Genomic DNA, 23,348 nt, shown 5'->3' with positions numbered 1-23,348 from the left:
CCGCCCTCCGGCCGGGTGTGTACCCTCCCGCACCCGACCGCGGCCGGCCCGCATGCTAGGCAGGGGAGGCGGCCCCCCGTCGTCGTGCGAGTCAGACGCTCAGCACCACCGGGTCACTTGGAGACGGAAGTCCCCGCGGATCCGAGGTTCTGGCAGGCCTCGACCACGCGGTTGGCCATGCCGGTCTCGGCCAGGGCGCCCCAGACGCGGGGGTCGTACATCTTCTTGTTGCCGACCTCCCCGTCGATCTTGAGCACGCCGTCGTAGTTGGCCAGCATGTGACCGGCCACGGGGCGGGTGAACGCGTACTGGGTGTCCGTGTCCACGTTCATCTTGATGACGCCGTAACGCACGGCGTCGGCGATCTCCTGCTCGGTGGAGCCGGAGCCGCCGTGGAAGACCAGGTCGAACGGGCGGTCCTTGCCGTACTTGGCGCCGACCTCGTCCTGGATCTGCTTGAGCAGCTCGGGACGCAGCTTGACGTTGCCCGGCTTGTAGACGCCGTGGACGTTGCCGAAGGTCAGAGCCGTGATGTAGCGGCCCTTCTCGCCCAGGCCGAGGGCCTCGACGGTCTTGATGGCGTCATCGGTGGTGGTGTAGAGGGTGTCGTTGATCTCGCCGACCACGCCGTCCTCTTCGCCACCCACGGCGCCGATCTCGACCTCGAGAACGATGTGCGCCTTACCGGTCCGCTCGATCAGCTCGGCGCCGATCTTGAGGTTCTCGTCCAGGGCGATCGCGGAGCCGTCCCACATGTGGGACTGGAAGATCGGGTCCTCACCGCGTGCCACGGCGGCCTCGGACTCGGCCAGCAGCGGGAGGACGAAGCCCTCCAGCTTGTCCTGCGGGCAGTGGTCGGTGTGCAGGGCGATGTTGACGTCGTAGTCCTTGGCGACCTCACGGGCGAAGGCGGCCATGGCCAGCGAACCGCGAACCATGTCCTTGACGGAGGAACCGGACCAGTACGCTGCACCGCCGGTGGACGCCTGGATGATGCCGTCCGAGCCGGCCTCGGCGAAACCACGGATGGCGGCGTTCAGGGTCTGGGAGGAGGTCACGTTGATCGCGGGGTAGGCGAAGCCCTTCTCCTTGGCCCGATCGAGCATCTCGTTGTAGACCTCAGGGGTTGCGATGGGCATGCTGGCTCCTTCTTCGTCGAGTGCCTAGGGCTGCTGCGCCTGAATACCGCGCAGCACTGCCACCCAGTCTAGTCGGCTCGGTTATTCACGGGCAGGGTGGATGCCATTACGTGCCAGGGACCGATCCGCTCTCCCGTAACCTTCGTCCCTGAATCAACGATCAGCCGAAGACGGCCTGCCCGAACACGTGCCGTCGCACCCAGGCGTGCATGGCGACGGCTGCGGCAGCCCCCGCGTTGATCGAGCGGGTGGAGCCGAACTGGCTGATCTCCAGGACGGCGTCGGCCTGCACCGTGACCTCACCGGAGAGTCCGGGCCCTTCCTGACCGAAGACCAGGACGCATTTCTCCGGGAGCTCGAAGGTCTCGATCGGCACGGACCCGGCGACGTTGTCAATGGCCAGTACAGCCATTCCTTCACCACGGGCCCATTCCATGAACTCGTTGACGGTCGGGTGGTGGTGGACGCTCAGGTATCGGTCGGTGACCATGGCTCCGCGGCGGTTCCACCGGCGTCGGCCGATGACATGGACCCCACCGGCGTTGAAGGCGTTGGCGGTGCGCACCACGGAACCGATGTTGAAGTCGTGTTCCCAGTTCTCGATAGCCACGTGGAATCCGTGCCGACGGGTGTTGAGTTCGGCCACGATGGCGTCCAGGCGCCAATAGCGGAATTCGTCCTCCACGTTGCGGCGGTCGCCGACGCGCAGCAGCTCGGGGTCCCAGTGGTCCCCTTCGGGCCACGGACCCACCCAGGGTCCCACGCCGACCTCCGGACGGGGCAGCAGGTCTTCCACCGGGTCCACCTGCGGGTCAGTCAAGGCCGAGTTCGTCCTTGCCGTAGGCGTACAGGCAGGGCACACCCGCGGTTTCCTCGATACGCTCCTTGGCGCCGGTGGCCCGGTCCACGATGATCGCCACGGCCACCACGTTCGCACCGGCCTTCTGCAGCGCCTCCACGGCGGTGAGCGCGGATCCACCCGTGGTGGAGGTGTCCTCGACCACGACGACGTCCCGACCCTCCACGGAGGGTCCTTCGACCTGGCGCCCCATGCCGTAGGACTTCTGTGCCTTGCGCACCACGAACGTGTCGACGGCGCGGCCCCGGTCACCGGCGGTGCGCATGATCGCGTGCCCCACGGGATCGGCACCCATGGTCAGGCCGCCGGCGGCGTCGAACCGGACGCCGGCGTCGTCGAGCATGCCCAGCATGACCTGTCCCACCAGCCGGGAGGCCTCGTGGTGCAGGGTGATGCGCCGCAGGTCCACGTAGTAGTCGGCGTCGATGCCGGAGGCCAGGGTGACCTTGCCGCGTACGACGGCGAGTTCGACGATCAGTTCGCGCAACCGCTCGCGTGCAGTGGCAAGGTCCGGGGCGTTCAGCTCGGTGCTCATGGGCACCATCCTAGAGGGGCCCCTGGCTCCGGACGCGGTCATGCGAAGGCGCTGAAGCCCGTCAGTTCCCGTCCGATGATGAGCGCCTGCACGGACTCCGTCCCTTCGTAGGTGTGGATGGCTTCCACGTCCAGCAGGTGCCGGATCACGTGGTTCTCCAACAGGATGCCGTTGCCGCCCAACATGTCGCGGGCGATGTTCCCCACCCGCCGGGCCGCACGCGTGTTGTGGAACTTGACAAGGGACGCCTGCTGCGGGCTCAGCCGCCCGGCGCCCTGGAGGTGAGCGGCGGCTACGCACTGCAACTGCATGTTGGTGACCTCCTCCAGCATGTGCGCCAGCCGCTCCTGCACCATCTGCTTGGTCCCGAGTTCCTTGCCGAACTGGATACGGCGCTTGGCGTAGTTCAGGGCCGCTTCGAACATCGCCAGAGCGTGCCCCAACGCGGACCACCCCACGCTGAGGCGTGTTTCCACCAGCACCTTGGAGACGTCCTTGAAGGATTCGACGCCGGGCAGGCGGGCGTCGTCGGACACGCGAACGTCGGTCAGGGTGATGTCGGCCTGGTGGATCGCGCGGATCGCACCCTTGCCGCGGATGGGTTCCGCCGAGTAGCCGGGGGTCTCCTGGTCCACGACGAACCCCTTGACCTGCCCGTCCCCCAGGTCACGCGCCCACACAATCGTGATGCCGCCGGAAGCCCCGTTGCCGATCCACCGCTTGTGACCGTTGAGGACCCATCCCTGGTCGTCACGCTCCGCAGTGGTCTCCAGGGAGACCGAATCCGAACCGTGATCGGGCTCGGTCAGTGCGAAGGACCCGAGGAGCTGTCCCGTGGCGAGGGGAAGCAGCCACTTGTCCTTCTGCGCATCGCTGGCGAACATGGCCAGGCTGCGTAGGACGAGGCCGCCCTGAACGGCGTGTGCGGCACCCATCGAACCGTCGGCCCGGGAAATCTCCATGGTCACGAGACCGGCGGCCAGGGCCGACATCGGTTTGAGACCCTCGATCGAGAGCCCGTCCGTGAACAGTTCGAGTTCACCCATCCGCCGCACCAGGTCCAACGGATACTCCGCGCGGTCCCAGGAGTCACCGATCCTGGGGATGGTTTCGTCCGCGAACGTTCGCGCCCGGCCCCAGTGCTCCCGGTCCGCCGGGTCCAGGTCCGCGAACACCGCCAAGTAGTCGGTGTCCAGGCGCTCGTGCAGGTTGTAGTTCTGTGGTGCTCCACCCATGGCCGATCTCCTGATTCACTTCACCGCGTCACGTGCTGGTCGTCGCCGCACGGCAGTCGCCTTGCACCGCACGTCAGCGGGGCGGCATACGAAGCGCCGCATCCATGCGAATGGTCTCCCCGTTGAGGTAGTCGTGGTCCAGGATCATCTGGACCAGCCGGGCGTATTCCTGTGGTGCGGCCATTCGCTTGGGGAACTGCACGTTGGCCTCGAGCTCCTCCCGGAACTCCTGGGTGATCCCGGCCATCATGGGCGTCTCCACGATGCCCGGAGCGATCGTGCACACCCTGACGCCAACGCCCGCCAGGTCACGGGCGGCCGCGATCGTCATCGAGTGCACACCACCCTTCGACGCCGCGTAGGCCACCTGGCCCACCTGACCCTCGAACGCGGCCACGGATGCGGTGTTCACGACGACGCCCCGCACCCCGTCCGCCAACGGCTCGTTGTCGGCCATGACCGCAGCCGCACGCGCCATCACCGTGAACGTACCGATCAGGTTGACCTCCACGACCTTGCGGAACAGCCCGAGGTCATGGGCCCCCTTCCGCCCGACCATGCGGGCCGACGGCGCGATTCCCGCACAGTTGACCACCGTGCGCAGCGGAGCCAGTTCGACCGCCCGGGCGATGGCCGCATCCACGGCCTCCCCGTCGGTGACATCGGCGGCCACCAGGACCACGCCGTCGGGAACCGACCCGGCCTCCGTGGCCTGTGCGACGCCGGCCTCCAGGTCGATGCCCACGACCTGGACACCCTGGGACGCGAGCGCGGCGGCCACGGTGGCGCCCAGACCGGACGCGGCCCCCGTGACGACGGCGCTCGAATTGTTCAGTTCCATGGTTCTCCTCGGGTACGGGTCAGGTGTGAGTTCAGAATGCGGGATCAGTCGGCCGGTGACCAGACTGCTGCGCTCACATCAGACGAACGCGGACTGACCGGTCACGGCCCGTCCGACGATCAGCGAATTGATTTCGTGGGTGCCTTCGTAGGTGTAGAGGATCTCGACGTCGTTCATGATCTTGGAGATCTCGTAGTCGTGGAGCACTCCGTTGCCACCCAGGATGTTGCGTGCCAGGGCCGCCGATTCGCGGGCCGCGGCCGTGGAGGTGGCCTTGGCCAGGGCCGCGTGCACCATGTCGAACGTCCCGCCCTCCTGGAGCTGGGCCAGCCGCACCATGAGAGCCATCGACGACGACAGGTTGCTCATGATCTTGGCCAGGTCCCCCTGGACCAGTTGGAACTTGGCCAACGGACGGTCGAACTGTCGGCGTTGCAGCGCGTAGTCCCTGGCGATCTCGAAAGCCGCCATCTGCGCCCCCGCCCCCTGCCAGCCCACCCAGGCGCGGGAGTCACGCAGTTTGACGTTGGCCGCGGCGAACCCGTCGCCACCGGGCATCAGGTTCTCCCCCGGGATCCGTACACCGTCCAGTTCGATGTCCGCGTTCTGCATGATGCGCAGGCCCATCTTGCGGTGGATCTTGGTGGCCGACCAGCCGGGGCGATCGGTTTCGACGATGAACGCCTTGGCCTGCCCGTCGGTCGTGTCCTTGGCCCAGACGATCGCGAAGTCGGCGAAGGTTCCCGCCCCGATCCACCGCTTGCGCCCGGTGAGCACCCATTCGTCGCCGTCCCGTTCTGCGGTGGTTTCCAGCCCTCCGGCGATGTCCGAACCGTGGTCCGGCTCCGTGAGCGCAAAGCATCCGATGGCCTCGAAGGTCTTGAGCGGTTCGAGCCACCGAGCCTTCTGATCCTCGGACCCGAGTTCGTTGACCAGCCCCAGGACCAGCTCGTTGTGGATGCCCACCAGTGCGCTCAAGGAGATGTCTGCGCGGGCAATCTCCGCATACGCGAGTCCGATGAACAGACGACTGTGCCCGCCCAGAACCAAGTTGCCGAGCCCCGCTCTGGCCAGAGTGGGTAACAGATCGAAGGGAAACTCCTCCCGGTCCCAGAACTCACCGACCTGCGGACGGACCTCCTCGCGCAGGATGCTTCGCAGGACGTGGAGGTGGTTGCGTTCGTCGTCGTCGAGCAGGTGCTCGTAGTGAAAGAGGTCGACGTCAGGCTGCGCGACACCGACCTGGCGTTCGACCGCAGGGGACTCACCGCGCATGACCGGTGTCATGAGGACTCGCTTTCTCGAACTGTCCCGCGGGGGTGGCCCCGGGAGCGTCGGACATGGACCGGTGACCAATCTTGTGGCCTGGCTCACCTGTACGATATAGAGCACGATCGTACTGTGCAAGACTTTCACCCGACCGCCGGAACGGAGGCGGGAGCGGCCACACAGAAGGAGGGGCGCAATGGAGTTGAGCCCGCGCCAGGCGCAGGTTTTTGCAGAACTCCGCGCCATCTTCCTGACCGAAGGCTTTGCGCACTTCACCGTCGACGGCGCCGCCACGCGCCTCCAGTGCTCGAAATCCACGCTGTACGCGCTTGGGCGCACACGGGAAGAGCTGATCAGAGCCGTGCTCGTCGACTTCTTCAAGGGGGTTGCAGCGGCGACGGACGCGGCACTCACGCGCGAGGCCCCGGTAAGTCACCGACTGCTCGGCTACCTCGACACCGTGGCCGTGGAACTCGAGCCCGCCTCCGCCCAGTTCATGCGCGACGTCGCCACCAGCCCGGCAGCCTCCGAGGTCTACGCGACCAACACGCGCGTCGCCACAACCAAGCTGACGGACCTGATCGACCAAGGCATTGCCAACGGAGAGTTCCGGCCCGCACCCACCGACCTGGTGGCGGACATCATCGCGACCGCCATGGACCGGTTGCAGCAGCGAACCATGCAGCACGGCGCCGGAGATTCCACCTCCTACCGGGCCCTCGGAGAGCTCATCGTCCACGGCATGGCATCGGGGCACCGCCAGGGGCAGTCACGGGGGCAATCCGGCGAATGAAACCCTTGTCAATTACTAGGATGTCCAAATAGTCTTCGCGTGATCCCGTTCACATGCAGCGTGGGACACCAGGACGCAAGGAGCACGCACATGACCACTCAGGGCACCGAGAGCAACCACACCGTCACCGAACGTTTCCGCGCGGCACGCGACCAGTTGCTGTCACTGCGCACGGATCTGGCTGCCGCTCACCGTGAGTTCGAATGGCCCCGGTTCGAGCACTTCAACTTTGCCTACGACTGGTTCGACCAGATCGCCGCCGGCCCCCGTGGAGACCAGGAGGCCCTGGTCCTGGTGGAGCAGGACGGCTCGGCGACCCGACGCACGTACCGCGACCTGTCCCGGCGTTCCACCCAGCTGGCCGCTTGGCTGGACGGCATCGGTGTCCGGCGCGGGGACCACGTGGTGCTCATGCTCGGCAACCAGGTCGAGTTGTGGGAAGCCATGCTGGCCTGCACCAAGCTGGCGGCCCGCATCATCCCGACCACTGTCATGTTGGGTCCGACCGACCTTGCGGACCGGACCGAACGCGGCCGTGCGTCGTGGGTGATCACCAGCGCCGCCCAAGCCCCCAAGTTCAATGCGGTGCCGGGGAATTTCGCCGTGATCAGCGTGGGCCAGTCCACCGGTGAACCCGTGCCGGGACACGACGGCGACCACCAGCACCCCCAGTTCGACTGGGCGGATTCCCACACCGCCCCGGAGGAGTTCCGGCTGGCAGAGCCCACCGCGGCGGACGAGACCCTGCTGCTCTACTTCACGTCCGGGACCACGTCCAAGGCCAAGCTCGTGGAGCACACCCACACCTCCTATCCTGTGGGGCACCTCTCCACGATGTACTGGATCGGCCTGGAGCCCGGCGACGTTCACCTGAACGTCGCGTCACCCGGCTGGGCCAAGCACGCCTGGTCGAACTTCTTCGCGCCGTTCATCGCCGAGGCCACGGTCTTCCTCTACAACTACGGACGCTTCGACCCCAAGGCCCTCATGCAGCAGATGGATCAGGAAAGCGTCACCAGCTTCTGCGCTCCCCCGACCGTGTGGCGCATGCTGATCCAGGCCGACCTGACGCAACTGAAGACACCTCCGGCCAAGCTGGTGGCGGCCGGGGAACCGTTGAACCCGGAAGTCATCGCAAAGGTCGAACGTGCCTGGGGCGCGCAGATCCGGGACGGGTTCGGACAGACCGAATCCACCCTGCAGATCGCCAACACCCCGGGCCAGCCCGTGGTCCCCGGATCCATGGGACGCGCCTTGCCGGGGTACGACGTCGTGCTGATCGACCAGGCCACGGGCGAGCAGAGCGCAACCGAAGGTGAACTCTGCCTGCGGCTCCATCCCCGCCCGGTGGGCCTGACCCCCGGGTACTGGGGGGACGAACAACGAACCGCAGAGGCTTTCCGGGACGGCGTTTACCACACGGGCGATGTGGTCAGTCGCACCGAGGACGGGGTCATCACGTACGTCGGTCGCGCCGATGACGTGTTCAAGGCCTCCGACTACCGGCTCTCACCGTTCGAACTCGAGTCCGTGGTCATCGAGCACGAGGCGGTGGCGGAGGTCGCCGTCGTCCCCTCGCCCGACCCCATGCGACTGGCCGTGCCCAAGGCCTACGTGGCGCTCGTGGAGGGTTTCGCGGCGGACGAGGAGACGGCCCGGAGCATCCTGCAGCACTGCCGCGACGGGCTGGCACCGTACAAGCGGATCCGGCGTCTTGAGTTCTTCGAGCTGCCCAAAACCGTCTCCGGGAAGATCCGCCGCGTAGAGTTGCGCCGCAGAGAGACCGAGATTCACGACGACGGAGGCGTGGCGACCGCCGGCCAGGAGTACACGGACGGCGATCTGCTCAAGACCAGCAGCAATGAATGACACCACGTCAGGCCCGGGTGCGGGCGATCCCATCGACGAAGCCCGGCGGAACTGGGAGCAACGCGGCTGGAAGGATGCCGCCCCCGGGATGGCCACGGTCACCGCGATCTTCCGGGCCCATCAGATCCTTCTGACCCGCATCGACCAGGCCCTGCGCCCGCACGGACTGACGTTCTCCCGGTACGAGCTGCTGGCGCTGTTGCAGTTCACCCGCTCCGGTGCCCTACCCATGAGCAAGGCCAGCGCGCGACTGCAGGTCCACCCGACGTCGGTGACCAACGCGGTCGACCGCCTGGAGGCCGCGGGACTGGTCAGGCGCGTGGCCGACCCGAACGACGGCCGCGGGCGACTGGTCGAGATCACCGACGCCGGCCGGGACCTGGTTTCCGCGGTCACGCCAGGCCTCAACGCCGTGTTCGAGGACGTGGGAATGTCACCAGCGGACCTCGAGGCCGTCTACAGCGCGCTGAAGACCTTCCGCCACTCCGCGGGCGACTTCGGGGAGTAACTCACCGCCGAACCCTCGCGAAACTCGCCCATCAGGTGCTGATGCGTGAGTTTCGCGAGGGCTCGGCGGTGAGGGGGCTGGTTCAGCGGTGTTTGAAGTCCGGCGTCCGTTTTTCGGCGAAGGCCGCCATGCCCTCCTTCTGGTCCTCCGTGGCGAAGGCCGCGTGGAACACGCGGCGTTCGAACAGGACACCTTGGGCCAACGTGGTCTCGAAGGCCGCGTTGACCGCTTCCTTGGCCGCAACGGAGGCTGCCAGGGAGCGGGTGGAGACGGTCCGGGCGACCTCGAAGGCTTGATCCAGGAGTTCGGTCGCGGGGACCACCCGGGAGACCAGACCGGAGCGTTCGGCCTCCTCAGCCCCCATGCGACGTCCGGTCAGGATCATGTCCATGGCCTTGGCCTTGCCCACCGCTCGGGTCAGTCGCTGGGATCCACCCATTCCCGGCAGGACGCCCAGGTCGATCTCCGGTTGCCCGAACTGGGCGGTGTCCGCCGCGATCAGCAGATCGCACATCATCGCCAACTCGCACCCGCCGCCGAGCGCGTAACCAGACACGGCGGCAATCACCGGCGTGCGCACGCGGGTGAAGTTGTCCCAGTGGGCGAACCAGTCGGACAGGTAGACGTCGGCGTAGCTCTGGGAGGCCATCTCCTTGATGTCCGCACCCGCCGCAAAGGCCTTCTCCGACCCGGTCAGCAGAATCGCTCCGATGCCCGGGTCCGCGTCGAACGCCTGGGCCGCGGCCACCACCTCGTGCATGGTGTCCGAGTTCAGGGCGTTCAACGCCTTGGGGCGGTCCACGGTGATGACGCCGACCCGCTCGCGAGTCTCCACCCGAATGTTCTGATAGGTCTCCTCAGTCATGCCCGCCATGCTCAGGCCTCCTCGCCTCGGTCAGCTGCCGGTTCCGCATCGCCGGAACCGGCCCGGATGGTGTTGATGATTCCCGAGAAGTCCGTCCTCGCTCCACCGTCTTCCGTGTAGGCCGCGTAGATCTCCGCCGCCAGCGGGCCCATCCGCGCCGCGGTTCCCGTGGAGGCGATGGCCTCCACGGCCAACCCCAGGTCCTTGGACATCAGCGCACCCATGAAACCGGGCTGGTAGTCCCGGTTGGCCGGCGAGGTCGGCACCGGACCGGGCACGGGGCAGTTGGCGGTCAACGCCCAGCACTGTCCGGAGGAGTGAGCCGCGACGTCGTAGAGCGCCTGGTGACTCAGCCCCAGCCGCTCCCCGAGCACGAAGGCTTCCGAGACGGCGATCATGGAGACGCCCAGGATCATGTTGTTGCAGACCTTCGCGGCCTGGCCCGCCCCCGAGGAACCGCAATGGACAAGGTTCTTCCCCATGACCTCCAGGAACGGCCACACGGCATCGGCCTCGGGCTGGTCCGCACCGACCATGAACGTCAGCGTCCCGGCTTCGGCGCCGACCACACCACCCGAGACAGGGGCGTCGACGGGGCGGTGCCCGGCCGCCCGGGCGAGGTCTGCAGCAGCGCGGGCGTCGTGGACGTCGACCGTGGAACAGTCCAGGAACAGTGTTCCGGCCGGGGCTGCCGCCAGGAGTTCACCCTGGTAAGCATCGATCAGGTGCCGGCCGCTGGGGAGCATGGTGACGACGACGTCGGCCTGGGCCGCCGCGGCCGCACCGGTCTCCGCGACCTCGACCCCTCGCCCGGCTGCAGCTTCACGTGCCTCCGGGAACAGGTCGTAGCCGATCACGCGATGCCCGGCGGCGACCAGGTTGCCCGCCATGGGGCCGCCCATGTTGCCCAGTCCGATGAATGCAACGGTGCTGGTCATGACTGGTCTCCCGAAGGCATGTGGAAGCTGGACTTGGCCCGGTCCGTGGCCAGGACGGTCTCCGCGTTGGGGGTGGTCCACCGGGAGGTCACGGTCTTGGTCTTGGTGTAGAACCGGAACGCATCGGGCCCGTGCTGGTTCAGGTCCCCGAACCCGGAGGCTTTCCACCCGCCGAAGGTGTAGTAGCCGATCGGGACGGGAATGGGGATGTTGACCCCTACCATGCCGACGTCCACGCGGGAGGCGAAGTCCCTGGCCGCGTCCCCGTTCTGGGTGAAGATGCTGACGCCGTTGCCGTACTGGTGATCGGTGGGCAGCGCCAGGGCTTCCTCGTAGTCGGCGGCCCGGACCACGCACAGCACCGGCCCGAAGATCTCTTCCTTGTAGATCCGCATCTCGGGAGTCACGTGGTCGAACAGCGACGGCCCCATGAAGTACCCGCCTTCGTGGCCCTCGACCGTCAAACCGCGCCCGTCGACGACGAGTTCGGCCCCCTCCTCCACGCCGATCCCGACGTACTCGGTCACCCGGTTCAGGGCGTCCTGACCGACGAGCGGACCGTAGTCGGCGTCGTCGTCGAAGGAATGCGAGACCTTGAGGCTCTTGGTGCGTTCGGTCAGTGTGGCCACCAGAGCATCCGCGGTTTCCTGCCCCACGGGGACCGCCACGGAAATCGCCATGCAGCGTTCGCCCGCGGAACCGTAGGCCGCGCCGATCAGGGCATCGGCCACCTGGTCCAGGTCCGCGTCCGGCATGACGATCATGTGGTTCTTGGCTCCACCGAAGCACTGGGCACGCTTGCCGTTGTGCGCCGCGCGCTCGTAGATGGACTGCGCAATGGGCGTGGAGCCCACGAATCCGACAGCCTTGATGCGGGGGTCGTCGAGCAGCGTGTCCACGGCCTCCTTGTCCCCGTTGACCACGTTGAAGATGCCCGCCGGGAGCCCCGCCTCCGTCCACAGCTCGGCAAGTTTGAGCGGCACGGAGGGGTCGCGTTCCGAGGGCTTGAGAACGAAGGCGTTGCCCGCAGCGATCGCGGGTCCGCACTTCCACAGCGGGATCATGGCCGGGAAGTTGAAGGGGGTGATCCCCGCGACCACGCCCAGCGGCTGGCGCATCGAGTAGGTGTCGATGGACGAACCCACCGAATCGGAGAACTCGCCCTTGAGCAGGTGCGGTGCCCCGACCGCGAATTCGATGACGTCCAGACCGCGGCGGATGTCGCCCTTCGAGTCCGGGACGGTCTTGCCGTGTTCGGAGGACAGCAGCTGGGCCAGTTCCTCCATGTCCCGCTCCGCCAGGTCGACGAAGCGGCTCAGGATCCGAGCCCGCTTGGCCGGGCTGGTCGCTGTCCAGGCGGGTTGCGCCTGCGCCGCGGTGTCGACGACGGCGCGCACCTCGTCCGCGTCGGCAAGGGGAAGCCGCGCCTGAACTTCACCGGTGCTGGGGTTGTAGACGTCCGAAAAGCGGCCGGACGTGCCTTCGACGTGGGCTCCACCGCTGTAGTGCGTGAGTGTCCTGGTCATGCAAGGGCTCCTGAGTCACTGGATCACGTTCCACACCGCAATTGGTGTGTCCTGGAGCACACCTTAGTTGGACTTCCTACTATTTGGGAAGGGTCCCATCTCGAGCACTTCGTCCGCGAGCGCCTGGACGTCCCAGGGGTCATGGCTGACCACCACGGCTGTTCGCTCCCCCAGGACGTCCACGAGCAATCGCCGCAGATCGGCTTTGCCCTCGATGTCCACCGGGGCCAAGGGTTCGTCCAACAGGAGGACCTCCGGTTCGGCCGCGAGCGCCCGGGCCAGCGCCACCCGTTGCGCCTGGCCGCCGGAGAGGGAGTCGGGCCTGCGCGCGGCGAACCGGTCGGCATCGAGCCGAGCCAACCAATCGCCTGCTGCCTCCCGCGCCGCCTTGCGGGACGCCCCATGTGACCGGGGCCCGAACGCCACGTTGTCCAGCACGGACAGGTGGGGGAACAACAGTGGCCGTTGGGCCATGAGGGTCACTCCTCGCTGATGCGGCGGCACCCACTGGCCCCGGCCGTCGTCGTCGAGATCGAAGAGGACCCGAGGCCCCACTCGGGCGTGCCCCGAGGGCGGTGCGAGCAGTCCCGCGAGCACTTCGAGCACGGTGGATTTCCCGATCCCGTTGGGGCCGACGATGCCGAGCGTTCGCCCGAGGGGCAGGTCATGGGCGACGTCGACCCCGCGGTCCTCGACCCGGACACGGAAGCTCAGGGTCATCCTGGCCTCCCGCCCACAGAGAAGGCACGCGGGGCCGAAATCCCGACGACGGCGACGGCCACCGCGACCAGGACCAACGACAACGCGACCGCAGCGGCCGGGTCCGTCTCACGCTGGAGGTAGATCTCCAGCGGAAGCGTGCGAGTGACCCCTTGCAGGGAGCCGGCAAAGGTCAGCGTGGCCCCGAACTCCCCCAGGCTCCGGGCGAAGGCGAGCACCGCGCCGGAGGCCAGTCCGGGCAGGACCAGCGGCAGCGTGATCCGGTGCAACACGGTCCCCGGCCCCGCGCCCAGCGTTGCCGCGAGGCCCTCGTACCGGGTACCGGCGCTGCGCAAGGCTCCCTCGAGGCCGACCACGAGGAACGGCAAGGACACGAAGGTCTGCGCCAGGACGACGGCGGTGGTCGTGAAGGCCACGGAGAATCCGAAGACCTCGAAGTACCGTCCCACCAGGCCGGCCCGACCGAAGGCATGCAGCAGCGCGATGCCGCCGACCACGGGCGGCAGCACCAGCGGCAACAGGATCAGGGAACGCACCAGGCGCTTTCCGGTGAAATCCGACCGCGCCAGGACGAGCGCCAGTGGGGTGCCCAACAGGATGCACAGAGCCGTGCTCGCGGCCGCCGTCCGCAGACTCAGCCAGAGCGCCGCCACCGATGACTCCGAACTGATCAACCGCCAGAATCCAGCGAAGTCGACCTGCACCACCAGCCCCAGGACGGGGACCGCAACCACCAGCGCCCCGATGACGGCCGGGAGGATCACCCACCAGGGCAGGGCCGTGTGAGGCCGAGGTCGACGAGGACGAGCGCGACTCCACGCGGCACCGCCGTGCTCCCGGCCGACCCGGTTCCCGCGCCGTCCGCCCGTGGCGTTCGAGGTCTCCGTGGTCACGGTGAACGGAAGCCTTCCTCCGCGAGCCGCGCCTGTCCATCAGGACCTTCCACGAGCTCGATGAACTCCCGGGCCAGGTCTGCGTTCCCGGCGGACTTGACCGTGGCGATCGGGTACTCGTTGACCACCTGGTCAGCGCGGTCGATCTCGACCTCCTCCACCGAATCCCCGGCGGCCTTCACGTCGGTGCGGTAGACCACCCCGGCATCGGCCTGCCCGGAGGTCACCTTGCCCATCACATCGGTCACCGAACTCTCCTCGCTGACCGGGTCGAGCGTCACTCCGGTCAGGTCCTCGATCTTCTGCGTGGCGGTCCCGCACGGCACACGGGTTTCGCACACGACGACGTCGACGTCGTCCCCCGCCAGATCCTCGAAGGAAGTGACCCCCGCCGGGTTTCCGGACGGGACGGCGACGGTCAGGGTGTTGCCGGCAAAGATGCTCGGGCTGCCGTCGATCAGATCTGCGTCAACGGCTTTGTCCATGTTCGCTCGGTCGGCGGAGGCGAACACGTCCGCCGGGGCGCCGTCCTGGAGCTGGGTCACCAGGGTGGAGGAACCCCCGAAGTTCAGCTGGACGTCCACCCCGGGGTGGTCCTCCTCGAACTGTGCGGCCAGATCCTCGAAGGATTCGGTGAGGGATGCGGCCGCGTAAACGGTCAGGGTCGTGCTCTCTCCCGAGGCTCCGCCCCCGCCACCCGTTCCGCAGCCGGAGAGCGCCAATGCCATGACCGCCGCTCCCCCCACGGCCGTCGTCGCCCCGGAGAGCTGGGCCCAGCCGAACCTCCCGGCGGAATCCCTGCCGTGTCCGTGACGGCTCACGCCCCCGGCACCTCGACCATGACGTTCGTGGACTTGACCACCGCGGTGGCCACCGACCCGGGTACTAGCCCGAGATCCTCGACGGCTTCCGTGCTCATGAGAGATACGACGCGATGCGGTCCGCACTGCAGCTCCACTTGGGACATGACCTTGTCCGAGGTCACCGACGTCACCAGGCCCACGAAGCGGTTGCGCGCAGAACTCATCACACCCGTGGGATCGGCCGGGTGCACCGATTGCTTCTTGACCAGTTCGGCCAGTTCCACCCCGTCCACCACCGTCTGCCCGGACGGCCCCTTGGAACCGGTCAACCGCCCGGAGGAGATCCAGCGGCGGACGGTGTCGTCACTGACGCCCAGGAAATGGGCCGCATCGGCAACCGGAAGAAGACTCATGGCTGCACCATATCCGCACTTGCGGCACCAAACCCACCTTTTTGCCCTCAGTTGCGGATACTTGGCTCTCTGTAGCGGGCAGGAAACATACCGTCGATACGATGAGCCCATGCGTGAACTGCAGAGCACCATCGTCCAGGAAATGGGCGTGCAGCCCGTCATCGATCCCGCCCAGGCGGCCGAGGAACGAGTCCAGTTCCTGTGCGATTACGCCAAGGCCACGGGCGCGGGCGGATTCGTCCTGGGGATCTCGGGCGGGGTGGACTCCTCCCTGGCAGGCAGGCTGGCGCAGCTGGCGGCGGAACGCCTGCGTGAAGAAGGCCGGGAGGCGGTGTTCGTGGCGGTCCGGCTCCCGTACAACGTCCAACAGGACGAGGACGACGCCCAGAAGGCACTGGGTTTCATCACGCCGGATGAAACCGTCACCTTCAACATCGGACCGTTCGTGGACGGCATGGTGGAAGGGTTCGTCGGTGCCACCGGGCGGGACATCACCGACTACAACAAGGGCAACGTGAAGGCTCGCGCCCGCATGGTAGCCCAGTACGCCCTGGCCGGCGAGCGCAAACTCCTGGTGATCGGCACGGATCACGGCGCGGAGTCCGTAACGGGATTCTTCACCAAGTTCGGCGACGGCGCTGCGGACGTCCTGCCGCTGTTCGGATTGGACAAGCGCCAGATCCGCTCCGTGACCAAGCACCTGGGCGGCACCGAATCCGTGTGGTCGAAGGTCCCCACCGCGGACCTGCTGGACGGCGCCCCCGGCCAGACGGACGAGACCGAGCTGGGCATCGCCTACGACGACATCGACGACTATCTCGAGGGACGCGACATCGACCCCACCGTGGCGGAGAAGATCGAGGCCCGCTGGACGGCGACCCGGCACAAGCGCACCACCCCGGTCAGCATCCTCGACACCTGGTGGCGGTGAATCAGCCCCTCAGATCTGAACGGTTCCCGGGTCGCGGACCAGCACCATGCCCTGGTGCGGCCCCAGAACCACTTGCTCCGGCGGTCGGGAGCCGTCCGGCAGGAGGTAGCCCGTCGGCAGGGTGACGTGGCGTCGTCGTCGGCCGTCGCTGGCAAGGTTCACGGCGACCCACCCCGCGCTGAAGGTCCTGGACCACAGGTTCACGACGACGGACGGTGGCTCCAGGGGCAGCCCCAGGTCCCATTGCATGTCCGTGATCCAGTGACTGTGTGACCCGTCGGGTGAGGTGGCTGCGTACAGGCCACGGCCCCCGCCGAACACCCAGAACGCCGCCAATCCGTAGCGAACCAGGTCCTCGGCTGCCTCCTCCGCGAGGTCGACGGGGACGGGGGTGCGCAGAATCGCGACGGCGTCCTCCGGCAAAGAATGTTCCTCCCCCTGGCAAAGTCGATCGGCCTGCTGACGCGCGGTTCCCGGGTCCAACAGACGTCCGCCCACCGTGCTCATCCATCCCGGCTCGAGGACCCCGCCCCACCGGGCCAGTCCGGACCACCGGTCCGGCGACCGTCGCGCATCGCCCAAGGCGGTCACCAGGATCTTTCCGTCCCCCACCAGTGCGGCCCCCGCGGCGTGGATCAGGTTGTCCACGGCTTCGCGTTGCTGCCCCTTGGAGCCCAGGTCCGGCAGCGGAAGATCCAGGGGCGGCGTGGCTTCCAGATCGCCCACGGCCAGGACGCCGTCAAAGGGTGAGTCCCGGACCTCGGCCGTCACGGCATCAACCCACGCCGCCCGGTACTCGGGATCCCAGACCCGGAGGTGCACGGGGCCCGTGCCTTCGTCCCAGCCGATGCGTTGACCGGCGCGGTCGGTGGCAAACCATCCGCCGTGGGCTTCGGCGCGCGCGTAAGAAATCCCGGAGGAAGTGCGCGGACCGGTCTCCGCGGGATCGGCCATCGTCAGGTGCTTGCGGCACAGGATCCGGGTGTCCGGGGCGAGTGCCTTGAACCGCTCGGCGGTTCCCAGGTCCCACGCATCGACGACGGCCACTCGGCACCGTGACGCCCAACGCGCGACGTCGTCGCCGTCGTCCCCGAGCGCTCCTGACACGGCCCGACGAGCCCAGACAACGGGCGCCGGCCCGCCCGCCATTTCGCGGGCAGAGTGCACTTCGGCTTCCGCGTCGACCCCCAACGCCGACGATCCTGCAGACATGCTTCCCCCCCCTCGGCGCCTGTGGGCACCTGATTTGCGTCACCGGCACGTCGAGCACCCCTGCTCGCGGCCGATCACGCGTGGACCCGACGCCCACTCACCGCCGACCACCCCCAGTGGCCGCCGGCCGAGTTCCCCCGAGCGTCCCGCGGGCCGGTACGGCCGCGTCTCCTGGATTATCCCGGATCCGGCGGCCCGGGAATCCGTTACGTCGCTCCACACGGGCACCGTCCCCGAAAGAGTGCCGCCGCGGCCGCGGTGGAGCGTCGGCAGATGACGAACGTTAAGGCTGCCGCGTCCGTCGATCCGCTGCGGAAACCTGTCCTAGGGTTGAACCCATGAAGATCGCCACCTGGAACGTCAATTCGATCCGAGCCCGTGCCGACCGCGTGGAGGGCTGGCTCAACCGATCGGACGTGGACGTTCTGGCGATCCAGGAGACCAAGGCCAAGGACGACAACTTCCCGTGGGAGGTCTTCGAGTTCTCGGGGTACGAGGTGGCCCACTTCGGGCTGAACCAGTGGAACGGTGTGGCCATCGCCTCCCGCGTGGGGCTCGACGACGTCGAACGCACCTTCCCCGACCAGCCCACCTTCGGCAAGGGCGACCAGGAGGCCGTTCAGGAGGCCCGTGCGATCGGTGCGACCTGCAACGGCGTGCGCGTGTGGTCCCTCTACGTGCCCAACGGGCGCGGGCTGGAAGACCCGCACATGCCGTACAAACTCAACTGGTTGGACACCCTCAACCGGCGTGCCCGGCAGTGGCTGGCGGAGGACCCGGAGGCCAAGATCGTGCTGGCCGGGGACTGGAACGTGGCCCCGCGGGACGAGGACGTGTGGGACATGCAGTTCTTCCTGGACAACCACATGACGCACGTTTCCGAACCGGAGCGGGCTGCCTTCAACGCGTTCCTGGAGACCGGTTTCGTGGACGTGCTTCGGGAGCACAACCCGGGCCCCGGCGTCTACACCTACTGGGACTACACCCAGCTGCGCTTCCCCAAGAAGGAGGGCATGAAGATCGACTTCCAGTTGTGCTCCCCCGCGCTGGCCGCAAAGGTCACGGGTGCGGTGATCGATCGCGACGAACGCAAGGGCAAAGGCGCCTCCGACCACGCACCCGTGGTCATCGACGTCGGGAACTGACCCACACATGGCACCGCTGCTCAACGCCGGAACCGCTTGGCGGGGCGCCACCGGGGTGTCCCAGCGCTTCAGCCTGCGGGTGTACGTCGCGGCCCGCGACCTCGACGACGTCTACACACCCCTGGTCCGCACGGCGGTGTCCCCGGAAGTCGGCGCGGCCACCCAGCTTGCGGAGGAACTGGCCCGCCTGGCCGCACAGGAGGACGGTGCCCTGCCGCCCACGAACGAGGCGCTGTGGACCCTGTCGTTCTCGACGGCGCCCCGTGGCCGACGTGAACTCCTGTCCGACGCCGCGGACTTCCCCGTCTACCACCCGCCGCAGAGGCTGCGCCGGACCATGCAGCTGGTGGCCCCTCCCGAACAGCAGAAGTCCCATCCGCTGATCACCCTGCTGCTGAGCGAGGACGAGATCCGCGACAAGGGGCGCACCGCGGAACCCGAACACTTCCTGCCCCTGTACGCGCGGGAGTCCGACTGGACCGTTCCCGTCAGCTGGTTCGCGCTGTTCTCCGACGAGGACCGGGCGCCCCTGGACCAGGACGGGGAGATCTCCCACCGCCTGGCGGTCCCCGCCGACGTCGCGGCCCGCCGCGCGTCCTGGGGAGCGAAGGTCCTGGCACATTCGGGCAACGACGACCTGCAGGAACTGGGGGAAGACCTGTCCCGGTTGAGTCGCTGGGCGGGAGCGTTCTCCCCCACGGCATTGATCTGCCTGCACTACGGCTCGATCGCCGACGGCCTCCAGCCAGACGAGAGTCCGCGGGACCTGGACGACGCCCTGCACATGATCGAAGACGGCGACGTGGAGGATGCCGGTGTGGCTTTCCGGCGCCTGATGACGCGGTGGATGCCGTTGGCGCACCTGGAGCACGCGAGCTGAGGTCCGGCTGCCGCGAAACGTCCCCGGGCACGAAGAAACCCCCGCGATGTAGAAGCTACGCGGGGGTCTCAGTGGCTCCGACCGGCGTCGATCCGGTGACCTTACGATTTTCAGTCGTACGCTCTACCAACTGAGCTACAGAGCCAGACATCCTTGGGATGCCAAGACGGCCTCAGCTGAGCTGACGCCGTCCTTGCGACCCTGACGGGACTTGAACCCGCGACCTCCGCCGTGACAGGGCGGCGCGCTAACCAACTGCGCTACAGGGCCTGGTGTGGTGGCAAAATCCGCGTCTTCACGCGGTTCCTGCCGTTTCCAACGAGGTCAGATACTAGCATCAGCACTGTCCCCGAAGGCAAATCGCGGTGGCCTCACGCTGTTCGCGTGCGAATCCGTCGATCAGGTTCAACGCCCTTGTGGTTGTTGAACGAGTACCCCCAACGGGATTCGAACCCGTGCCGCCGCCGTGAAAGGGCGGTGTCCTAGGCCGCTAGACGATGGGGGCCTTGTCCTCTCGGACGATCGCCTACTGTACCAGCATTCACAATGAGAGTGTGATTCGGTTTTCGCGCAAGGAGTTCGAGGTGGCGGTCGACGACGCCATCGACCTGATCCCGGACGAGCTGTTCCGGGCGATGGAGAACGTGGTGATCCTGATCGAGCAGGAACCCCCGCCGTCGGACCCCCATCTGCTGGGGCTCTACGAAGGGGTGCCGTTGACCCAACGCGACTCCTCCTGGATGGGGTCCTTGCCGGACACCATCCGCGTCTTCCAGGGACCGCTTGAACGCATGTGTTCCACGCGCGATGAACTGGTGCACGAGATCACCGTGACCGTGGTCCACGAGATTGCGCACTTCTTCGGCATCCCCGAATCCCGGTTGCACGAGCTCGGTTGGGGCTGAGGTGCGGTTGTTGAGCGATCTCACGTGCGGCGGGTGCAAAGATGGGACGTGGCGGCACCGTCAATGGACCATGCCGCAGGGAGGGGAGGCTCGACCATGAACCAGCCGCACAGCTTGCCGTCCGAGGTGGAAGCGGAGACCTGGAGCACCTGGGACCGCGTACACCGGGTGGATGACGTCCGGACCGTGCGGCCGCGGACCATGGAGGAGTTGACCGAGACCGTCGTGGCCGCGCGGGACGCCGGCCTGGGCCTGCGCCCTGCGGGTTCGGGGCACAGCTTCAACGAACTGGCGTCCCCCCGCGACGTCCGCCTGGACCTGACGGAACTCACCGGGCTGCTGGAGGTCAACCGGGGCACCAACCAGGCGCGCTTCCTGGCCGGGACCACGCTGATCCGAGCCGCCAAGATCCTGGAAGGTGAGGGGCTGGCCTTCTCCAACCTGCCCGATGTGCTGCACCAGACGGTCGCTGGCGCGATTTCCACGGCCACGCACGGAACCGGCACCGGCTACGCGTCCCTGTCCGGTCAGGTCTGTGCCCTCACCCTGGTCACCGCCGACGGCGAATTCCTGGAGTGCTCACCAGCCCAGAACCGCGAGGTGTTTCAGGCAGCACGAGCCGGCCTGGGGGTGATCGGGGTGATCGCCGCCGTGACCTTCCAGTGCGAACCGTCGTTCCGGCTGCACTCGGCGGAGTTCAAGGAACCGGTTGACCAGTTGGTGGACGCTCTTGGTGAGCGCACGGCTTCGGCCGATCACTTCGAGTTCTTCTGGTCTCCCTCGAACGGCTCCGCACATTCGCACATCCTGACCCGGCTGCACCGGCTGCCGGACGAATGGTCCAAACCGGGGTCCAAGGTGGCGCAGACCGTCCGCCGCATGGATGACACCGTGCTCCGCCGCGGCCTCCCGCTGGGTTTGAACCGGCTGGCGGGCTGGGCGCCCAAGGCCGTACCGGGATTGAACCGGCTCGACACCCTGGCGGCCAGCTCCCGACGATTCACGGACCTCTCCTACAAGGTCTTCGCCTCGGCCCGGCCGGTCAAATTCGTACAAACGGAATGGGGCGTGCCCATCGAAGACCTCCCGGGCACATTCAAGGACGTCCGGAAGCTCCTGGAACGCACGACCCCGCACTTGGGTCTCCCGTTGGCGGTGCGTTGCGCCGCGCCGGAGGAGGCCTGGATGTCCCCAGCGCACGGGCGGTACACCGGGTGGATCTCCGTGCGGCAGTTCTGGCGCAATTGGTCCCCGGAGGTCTTCGACGAACTGCAGTCCGTGTTCATGGCCCATGAAGCCCGGCCCCACTGGGGCACCCGGCACACACTTGACGCCCAGGACCTGGCCCCCAAGTACACCCACTGGGAGGACTTCCTGCGCATCCGCGAGCACCTTGATCCGGACGGCGTCTTCCTGACCGACCCCGTGCGCCGACTCCTGGGCATCTGAGGTCTTACCCCACACGCCGAGTTCGGGGTTGTTCCGCCTATCCGGTCGAATAGGCGGAACAACCCCGAACTCGGCGCATTAAGGGCGGCGCAGAAGGGGTGGTTGCGCAGAAGGGGTGGCTCAGGCGCGGGAGACGCGCACCATCTCGTCGCGCTCCACGACCTTGACCCGTTCGCGGGGGTTGCCCTCCGCGTCGTGCGAGGAGGCGCCCAGGCTCTGCTCGTACTCGTCCAGCTGCAACCACCCGTCCCAGGTGGTGAACTGGATGCCCTTGGCCTCCATCGACGCGATCACGGCGTCCTGCTCCGGCTGCTCGGCGCCGACCAGGGTGGGCACGTCCTCGAGCAGGTGGGTGATGGTCTCAAGGGCATCGGACTTGGTGGCCCCGATCAGCCCCACGGGCCCGCGCTTGATCCACCCGGTCGCGTACACGCCGGGGTGCACCACGCCGTTGGGGTCAAGAACCCGCCCTTCCTCGTTGAGGATCACGCCCCGCTCCAGGTCGAACGGGATCTCCGCCAGCGGTGAGCCCAGGTAACCGATGGCGTGGTAGACCGCGCCGACCTCGTGGTCGAAGTACTCACCGGTGGGGGTGACGGATCCGTCGTCGTTCAAACGGGTGCGCTCGGTGCGCAGGGCGACCACCTTGCCGTCCTCTCCCAGGACCTCTTCCGGACGCTGGAAGAAGTGCAGGTGCAGGCGGCGGGAGGCCGTCTTGGGCGAATCGTCCTCGAGCCACTTGCGCAGGGTCTTGAGCATGACCTTGACCTGATTGTTGTCCCCGGCGGCTTCCTCGGCGACGTGCTCCTCGGAAATGTCCTCGCCGTGCACGATCAGGTCCACGTCCGGGACCTTCGCCAGTTCACGCAGCTCCAACGGGGTGAACTTCATCTGCGCGGGGCCGCGGCGGCCGAACACGTGCACGTCCGTGACCGGGTTGGCTTTGAGCCCTTGGTAGACGTTGCCCGGGATCTCCGTGGTGAGCATGTCGTCGGCGTGCTTGGCCAGCACGCGAGCCACGTCCAGGGCCACGTTGCCGTTGCCGATCACGGCGACCTTCTCGGCGTTCAACGGCCAGGTGCGCGGATAGTCAGGGTGACCGTCGTACCAGGCCACGAACTCGGCAGCGCCGTAGACGCCGTCCAGTTCCACGCCGGGGACCTGCAGCGGGGCGTCGTTGACGGCACCGGTGGAGAAGACGACGGCGTCGTAGTGCTCCTTGAGATCCCCCAGGGTCAGGTCCGCTCCGTAGTCCACGTTGCCGAAGAATCGGATGTCACCGCGCCCCAGGATGGAACGCAGTGCGCTCACGATGCCCTTGATGCGGGGGTGGTCGGGGGCCACGCCGTAGCGGATCAGCCCGAAGGGGGTGGGGTAGCGGTCGAACAGGTCGATCGCCACCTCGATCTCCCCGTTCTTCACCGCATCCGACTTGGTGAGCATATCGGCGGTGTAGATCCCGGCCGGACCGGCACCGATCACAGCCACTCGCAGGGGACGCTTGCCCGGGGTGGTCTCTACCACTGGTTTCCTCTCCTCTCGGCCACCCGTGAGGGGGCCGGTTTACACATCAGTTCACAAAGTCATGGGGCGACGACGGCGGCCGTGGCCGCGCGTCGT

At 67.5% G+C, this 23,348-nt stretch carries 23 protein-coding genes and 3 tRNA genes; 8 read left to right on the top strand and 18 right to left on the bottom strand.

The window, feature by feature from the left end; genetic code table 11:
* Nucleotides 1–113: 113 nt before the first annotated feature.
* From fbaA to GWK18_RS07595, 6 genes are all read right to left on the bottom strand, one after another.
* Complete coding sequence (gene fbaA, locus GWK18_RS07620) at nt 114–1,139, bottom strand: class II fructose-bisphosphate aldolase (RefSeq protein WP_123825986.1); 1,026 nt, start codon at nt 1,137–1,139, stop codon at nt 114–116.
* Nucleotides 1,140–1,299: 160 nt separating this feature from the next.
* Nucleotides 1,300–1,959, bottom strand: coding sequence for an RNA methyltransferase (locus GWK18_RS07615; RefSeq protein WP_166834339.1), 660 nt, complete (start codon nt 1,957–1,959; stop codon nt 1,300–1,302).
* Nucleotides 1,952–2,533 (bottom strand): orotate phosphoribosyltransferase, encoded by a 582-nt coding sequence (pyrE, locus tag GWK18_RS07610; RefSeq protein ID WP_166834337.1) that lies wholly within the window; start codon nt 2,531–2,533, stop codon nt 1,952–1,954. The genes GWK18_RS07615 and pyrE overlap by 8 nt, the downstream gene beginning before the upstream one ends.
* 38 nt (nt 2,534–2,571) lie before the next feature.
* A complete protein-coding gene (locus GWK18_RS07605; RefSeq protein WP_166834335.1) occupies nt 2,572–3,768 on the bottom strand; it encodes an acyl-CoA dehydrogenase family protein in 1,197 nt (398 codons plus the stop codon).
* Between the two features lie 73 nt (nt 3,769–3,841).
* Entirely contained in the window at nt 3,842–4,609 is a 768-nt protein-coding gene (locus GWK18_RS07600) for an SDR family NAD(P)-dependent oxidoreductase (protein WP_123825994.1), read from the bottom strand.
* 78 nt (nt 4,610–4,687) lie between these two features.
* Nucleotides 4,688–5,896, bottom strand: coding sequence for an acyl-CoA dehydrogenase family protein (locus GWK18_RS07595; RefSeq protein ID WP_123825996.1), 1,209 nt, complete (start codon nt 5,894–5,896; stop codon nt 4,688–4,690).
* A gap of 178 nt (nt 5,897–6,074) precedes the next feature.
* Here GWK18_RS07595 and GWK18_RS07590 point away from each other — a divergent pair, with 178 nt between their 5' ends.
* From GWK18_RS07590 to GWK18_RS07580, 3 genes are all read left to right on the top strand, one after another.
* The gene (locus GWK18_RS07590; protein ID WP_166834333.1) at nt 6,075–6,671 is read left to right on the top strand and encodes a TetR/AcrR family transcriptional regulator; all 597 of its coding nucleotides are present in this window, start codon (nt 6,075–6,077) and stop codon (nt 6,669–6,671) included.
* A 90-nt stretch (nt 6,672–6,761) separates the two neighbouring features.
* On the top strand, nt 6,762–8,540 hold the full coding sequence (locus GWK18_RS07585; protein WP_166834331.1) for an AMP-binding protein: 1,779 nt from the start codon (nt 6,762–6,764) through the stop codon (nt 8,538–8,540).
* Nucleotides 8,533–9,048, top strand: a complete 516-nt coding sequence (locus tag GWK18_RS07580; RefSeq protein ID WP_123826002.1) for a MarR family transcriptional regulator — start codon at nt 8,533–8,535, stop codon at nt 9,046–9,048. Before GWK18_RS07585 ends, GWK18_RS07580 begins: the two co-directional genes overlap by 8 nt.
* Before the next feature lie 82 nt (nt 9,049–9,130).
* Here GWK18_RS07580 and GWK18_RS07575 read toward each other — a convergent pair whose 3' ends face one another.
* From GWK18_RS07575 to GWK18_RS07545, 7 genes are all read right to left on the bottom strand, one after another.
* Nucleotides 9,131–9,913: an enoyl-CoA hydratase gene (locus GWK18_RS07575; protein ID WP_123826004.1), complete on the bottom strand. Its 783-nt coding sequence runs from the start codon at nt 9,911–9,913 to the stop codon at nt 9,131–9,133.
* An 11-nt stretch (nt 9,914–9,924) separates the two neighbouring features.
* Nucleotides 9,925–10,851 (bottom strand): 3-hydroxyisobutyrate dehydrogenase, encoded by a 927-nt coding sequence (gene mmsB / locus GWK18_RS07570; RefSeq protein ID WP_123826006.1) that lies wholly within the window; start codon nt 10,849–10,851, stop codon nt 9,925–9,927.
* On the bottom strand, nt 10,848–12,377 hold the full coding sequence (locus GWK18_RS07565; protein ID WP_166834329.1) for a CoA-acylating methylmalonate-semialdehyde dehydrogenase: 1,530 nt from the start codon (nt 12,375–12,377) through the stop codon (nt 10,848–10,850). Before GWK18_RS07565 ends, mmsB begins: the two co-directional genes overlap by 4 nt.
* Before the next feature lie 63 nt (nt 12,378–12,440).
* Nucleotides 12,441–13,097: an ATP-binding cassette domain-containing protein gene (locus tag GWK18_RS07560; RefSeq protein ID WP_166834327.1), complete on the bottom strand. Its 657-nt coding sequence runs from the start codon at nt 13,095–13,097 to the stop codon at nt 12,441–12,443.
* A complete protein-coding gene (locus tag GWK18_RS07555) occupies nt 13,094–13,873 on the bottom strand; it encodes an ABC transporter permease (protein WP_166834352.1) in 780 nt (259 codons plus the stop codon). The genes GWK18_RS07560 and GWK18_RS07555 overlap by 4 nt, the downstream gene beginning before the upstream one ends.
* A 113-nt stretch (nt 13,874–13,986) precedes the next feature.
* On the bottom strand, nt 13,987–14,811 hold the full coding sequence (modA, locus tag GWK18_RS07550) for a molybdate ABC transporter substrate-binding protein (RefSeq protein ID WP_348535882.1): 825 nt from the start codon (nt 14,809–14,811) through the stop codon (nt 13,987–13,989).
* Entirely contained in the window at nt 14,808–15,206 is a 399-nt protein-coding gene (locus tag GWK18_RS07545) for a TOBE domain-containing protein (RefSeq protein ID WP_123826012.1), read from the bottom strand. Before GWK18_RS07545 ends, modA begins: the two co-directional genes overlap by 4 nt.
* 109 nt (nt 15,207–15,315) lie before the next feature.
* Between GWK18_RS07545 and nadE the strand changes: the two genes are divergently transcribed.
* The gene (nadE, locus tag GWK18_RS07540; protein WP_123826014.1) at nt 15,316–16,137 is read left to right on the top strand and encodes an ammonia-dependent NAD(+) synthetase; all 822 of its coding nucleotides are present in this window, start codon (nt 15,316–15,318) and stop codon (nt 16,135–16,137) included.
* A gap of 9 nt (nt 16,138–16,146) precedes the next feature.
* Here the strand turns inward: nadE and GWK18_RS07535 are convergent, their stop codons facing one another.
* Nucleotides 16,147–17,349, bottom strand: a complete 1,203-nt coding sequence (locus tag GWK18_RS07535) for a putative glycoside hydrolase (RefSeq protein ID WP_166834325.1) — start codon at nt 17,347–17,349, stop codon at nt 16,147–16,149.
* Nucleotides 17,350–17,687: 338 nt separating this feature from the next.
* Between GWK18_RS07535 and GWK18_RS07530 the strand changes: the two genes are divergently transcribed.
* Nucleotides 17,688–18,494, top strand: coding sequence for an exodeoxyribonuclease III (locus tag GWK18_RS07530; protein ID WP_123826018.1), 807 nt, complete (start codon nt 17,688–17,690; stop codon nt 18,492–18,494).
* A gap of 7 nt (nt 18,495–18,501) precedes the next feature.
* Entirely contained in the window at nt 18,502–19,374 is an 873-nt protein-coding gene (locus GWK18_RS07525) for a hypothetical protein (RefSeq protein ID WP_166834324.1), read from the top strand.
* Between the two features lie 72 nt (nt 19,375–19,446).
* Here the strand turns inward: GWK18_RS07525 and GWK18_RS07520 are convergent.
* The 3 genes from GWK18_RS07520 to GWK18_RS07510 all read right to left on the bottom strand — a co-directional run bounded on the left by GWK18_RS07520 (nt 19,447) and on the right by GWK18_RS07510 (nt 19,879).
* Nucleotides 19,447–19,519, bottom strand: a tRNA-Phe gene (locus tag GWK18_RS07520).
* Between the two features lie 51 nt (nt 19,520–19,570).
* A tRNA-Asp gene (locus GWK18_RS07515) sits at nt 19,571–19,644 on the bottom strand.
* 162 nt (nt 19,645–19,806) lie between these two features.
* A tRNA-Glu gene (locus GWK18_RS07510) sits at nt 19,807–19,879 on the bottom strand.
* Between the two features lie 49 nt (nt 19,880–19,928).
* On the opposite strand from GWK18_RS07510, the gene GWK18_RS07505 reads away from it, so the two are divergent.
* Both GWK18_RS07505 and GWK18_RS07500 read left to right on the top strand, forming a co-directional pair.
* The gene (locus GWK18_RS07505) at nt 19,929–20,279 is read left to right on the top strand and encodes a metallopeptidase family protein (protein WP_348535881.1); all 351 of its coding nucleotides are present in this window, start codon (nt 19,929–19,931) and stop codon (nt 20,277–20,279) included.
* A gap of 96 nt (nt 20,280–20,375) precedes the next feature.
* Nucleotides 20,376–21,728, top strand: a complete 1,353-nt coding sequence (locus GWK18_RS07500) for a D-arabinono-1,4-lactone oxidase (RefSeq protein WP_166834322.1) — start codon at nt 20,376–20,378, stop codon at nt 21,726–21,728.
* A gap of 120 nt (nt 21,729–21,848) precedes the next feature.
* Here the strand turns inward: GWK18_RS07500 and GWK18_RS07495 are convergent, their stop codons facing one another.
* The gene (locus GWK18_RS07495) at nt 21,849–23,252 is read right to left on the bottom strand and encodes an FAD-dependent oxidoreductase (RefSeq protein WP_123826024.1); all 1,404 of its coding nucleotides are present in this window, start codon (nt 23,250–23,252) and stop codon (nt 21,849–21,851) included.
* Nucleotides 23,253–23,348: the final 96 nt, after the last annotated feature.

It is taken from the genome of Kocuria sp. JC486 (assembly GCF_011602805.1).
In the GTDB taxonomy this organism is placed as follows: Bacteria; Actinomycetota; Actinomycetes; order Actinomycetales; family Micrococcaceae; genus Kocuria; species Kocuria soli.
This window is presented reverse-complemented; position numbering and strand designations above follow the sequence as displayed.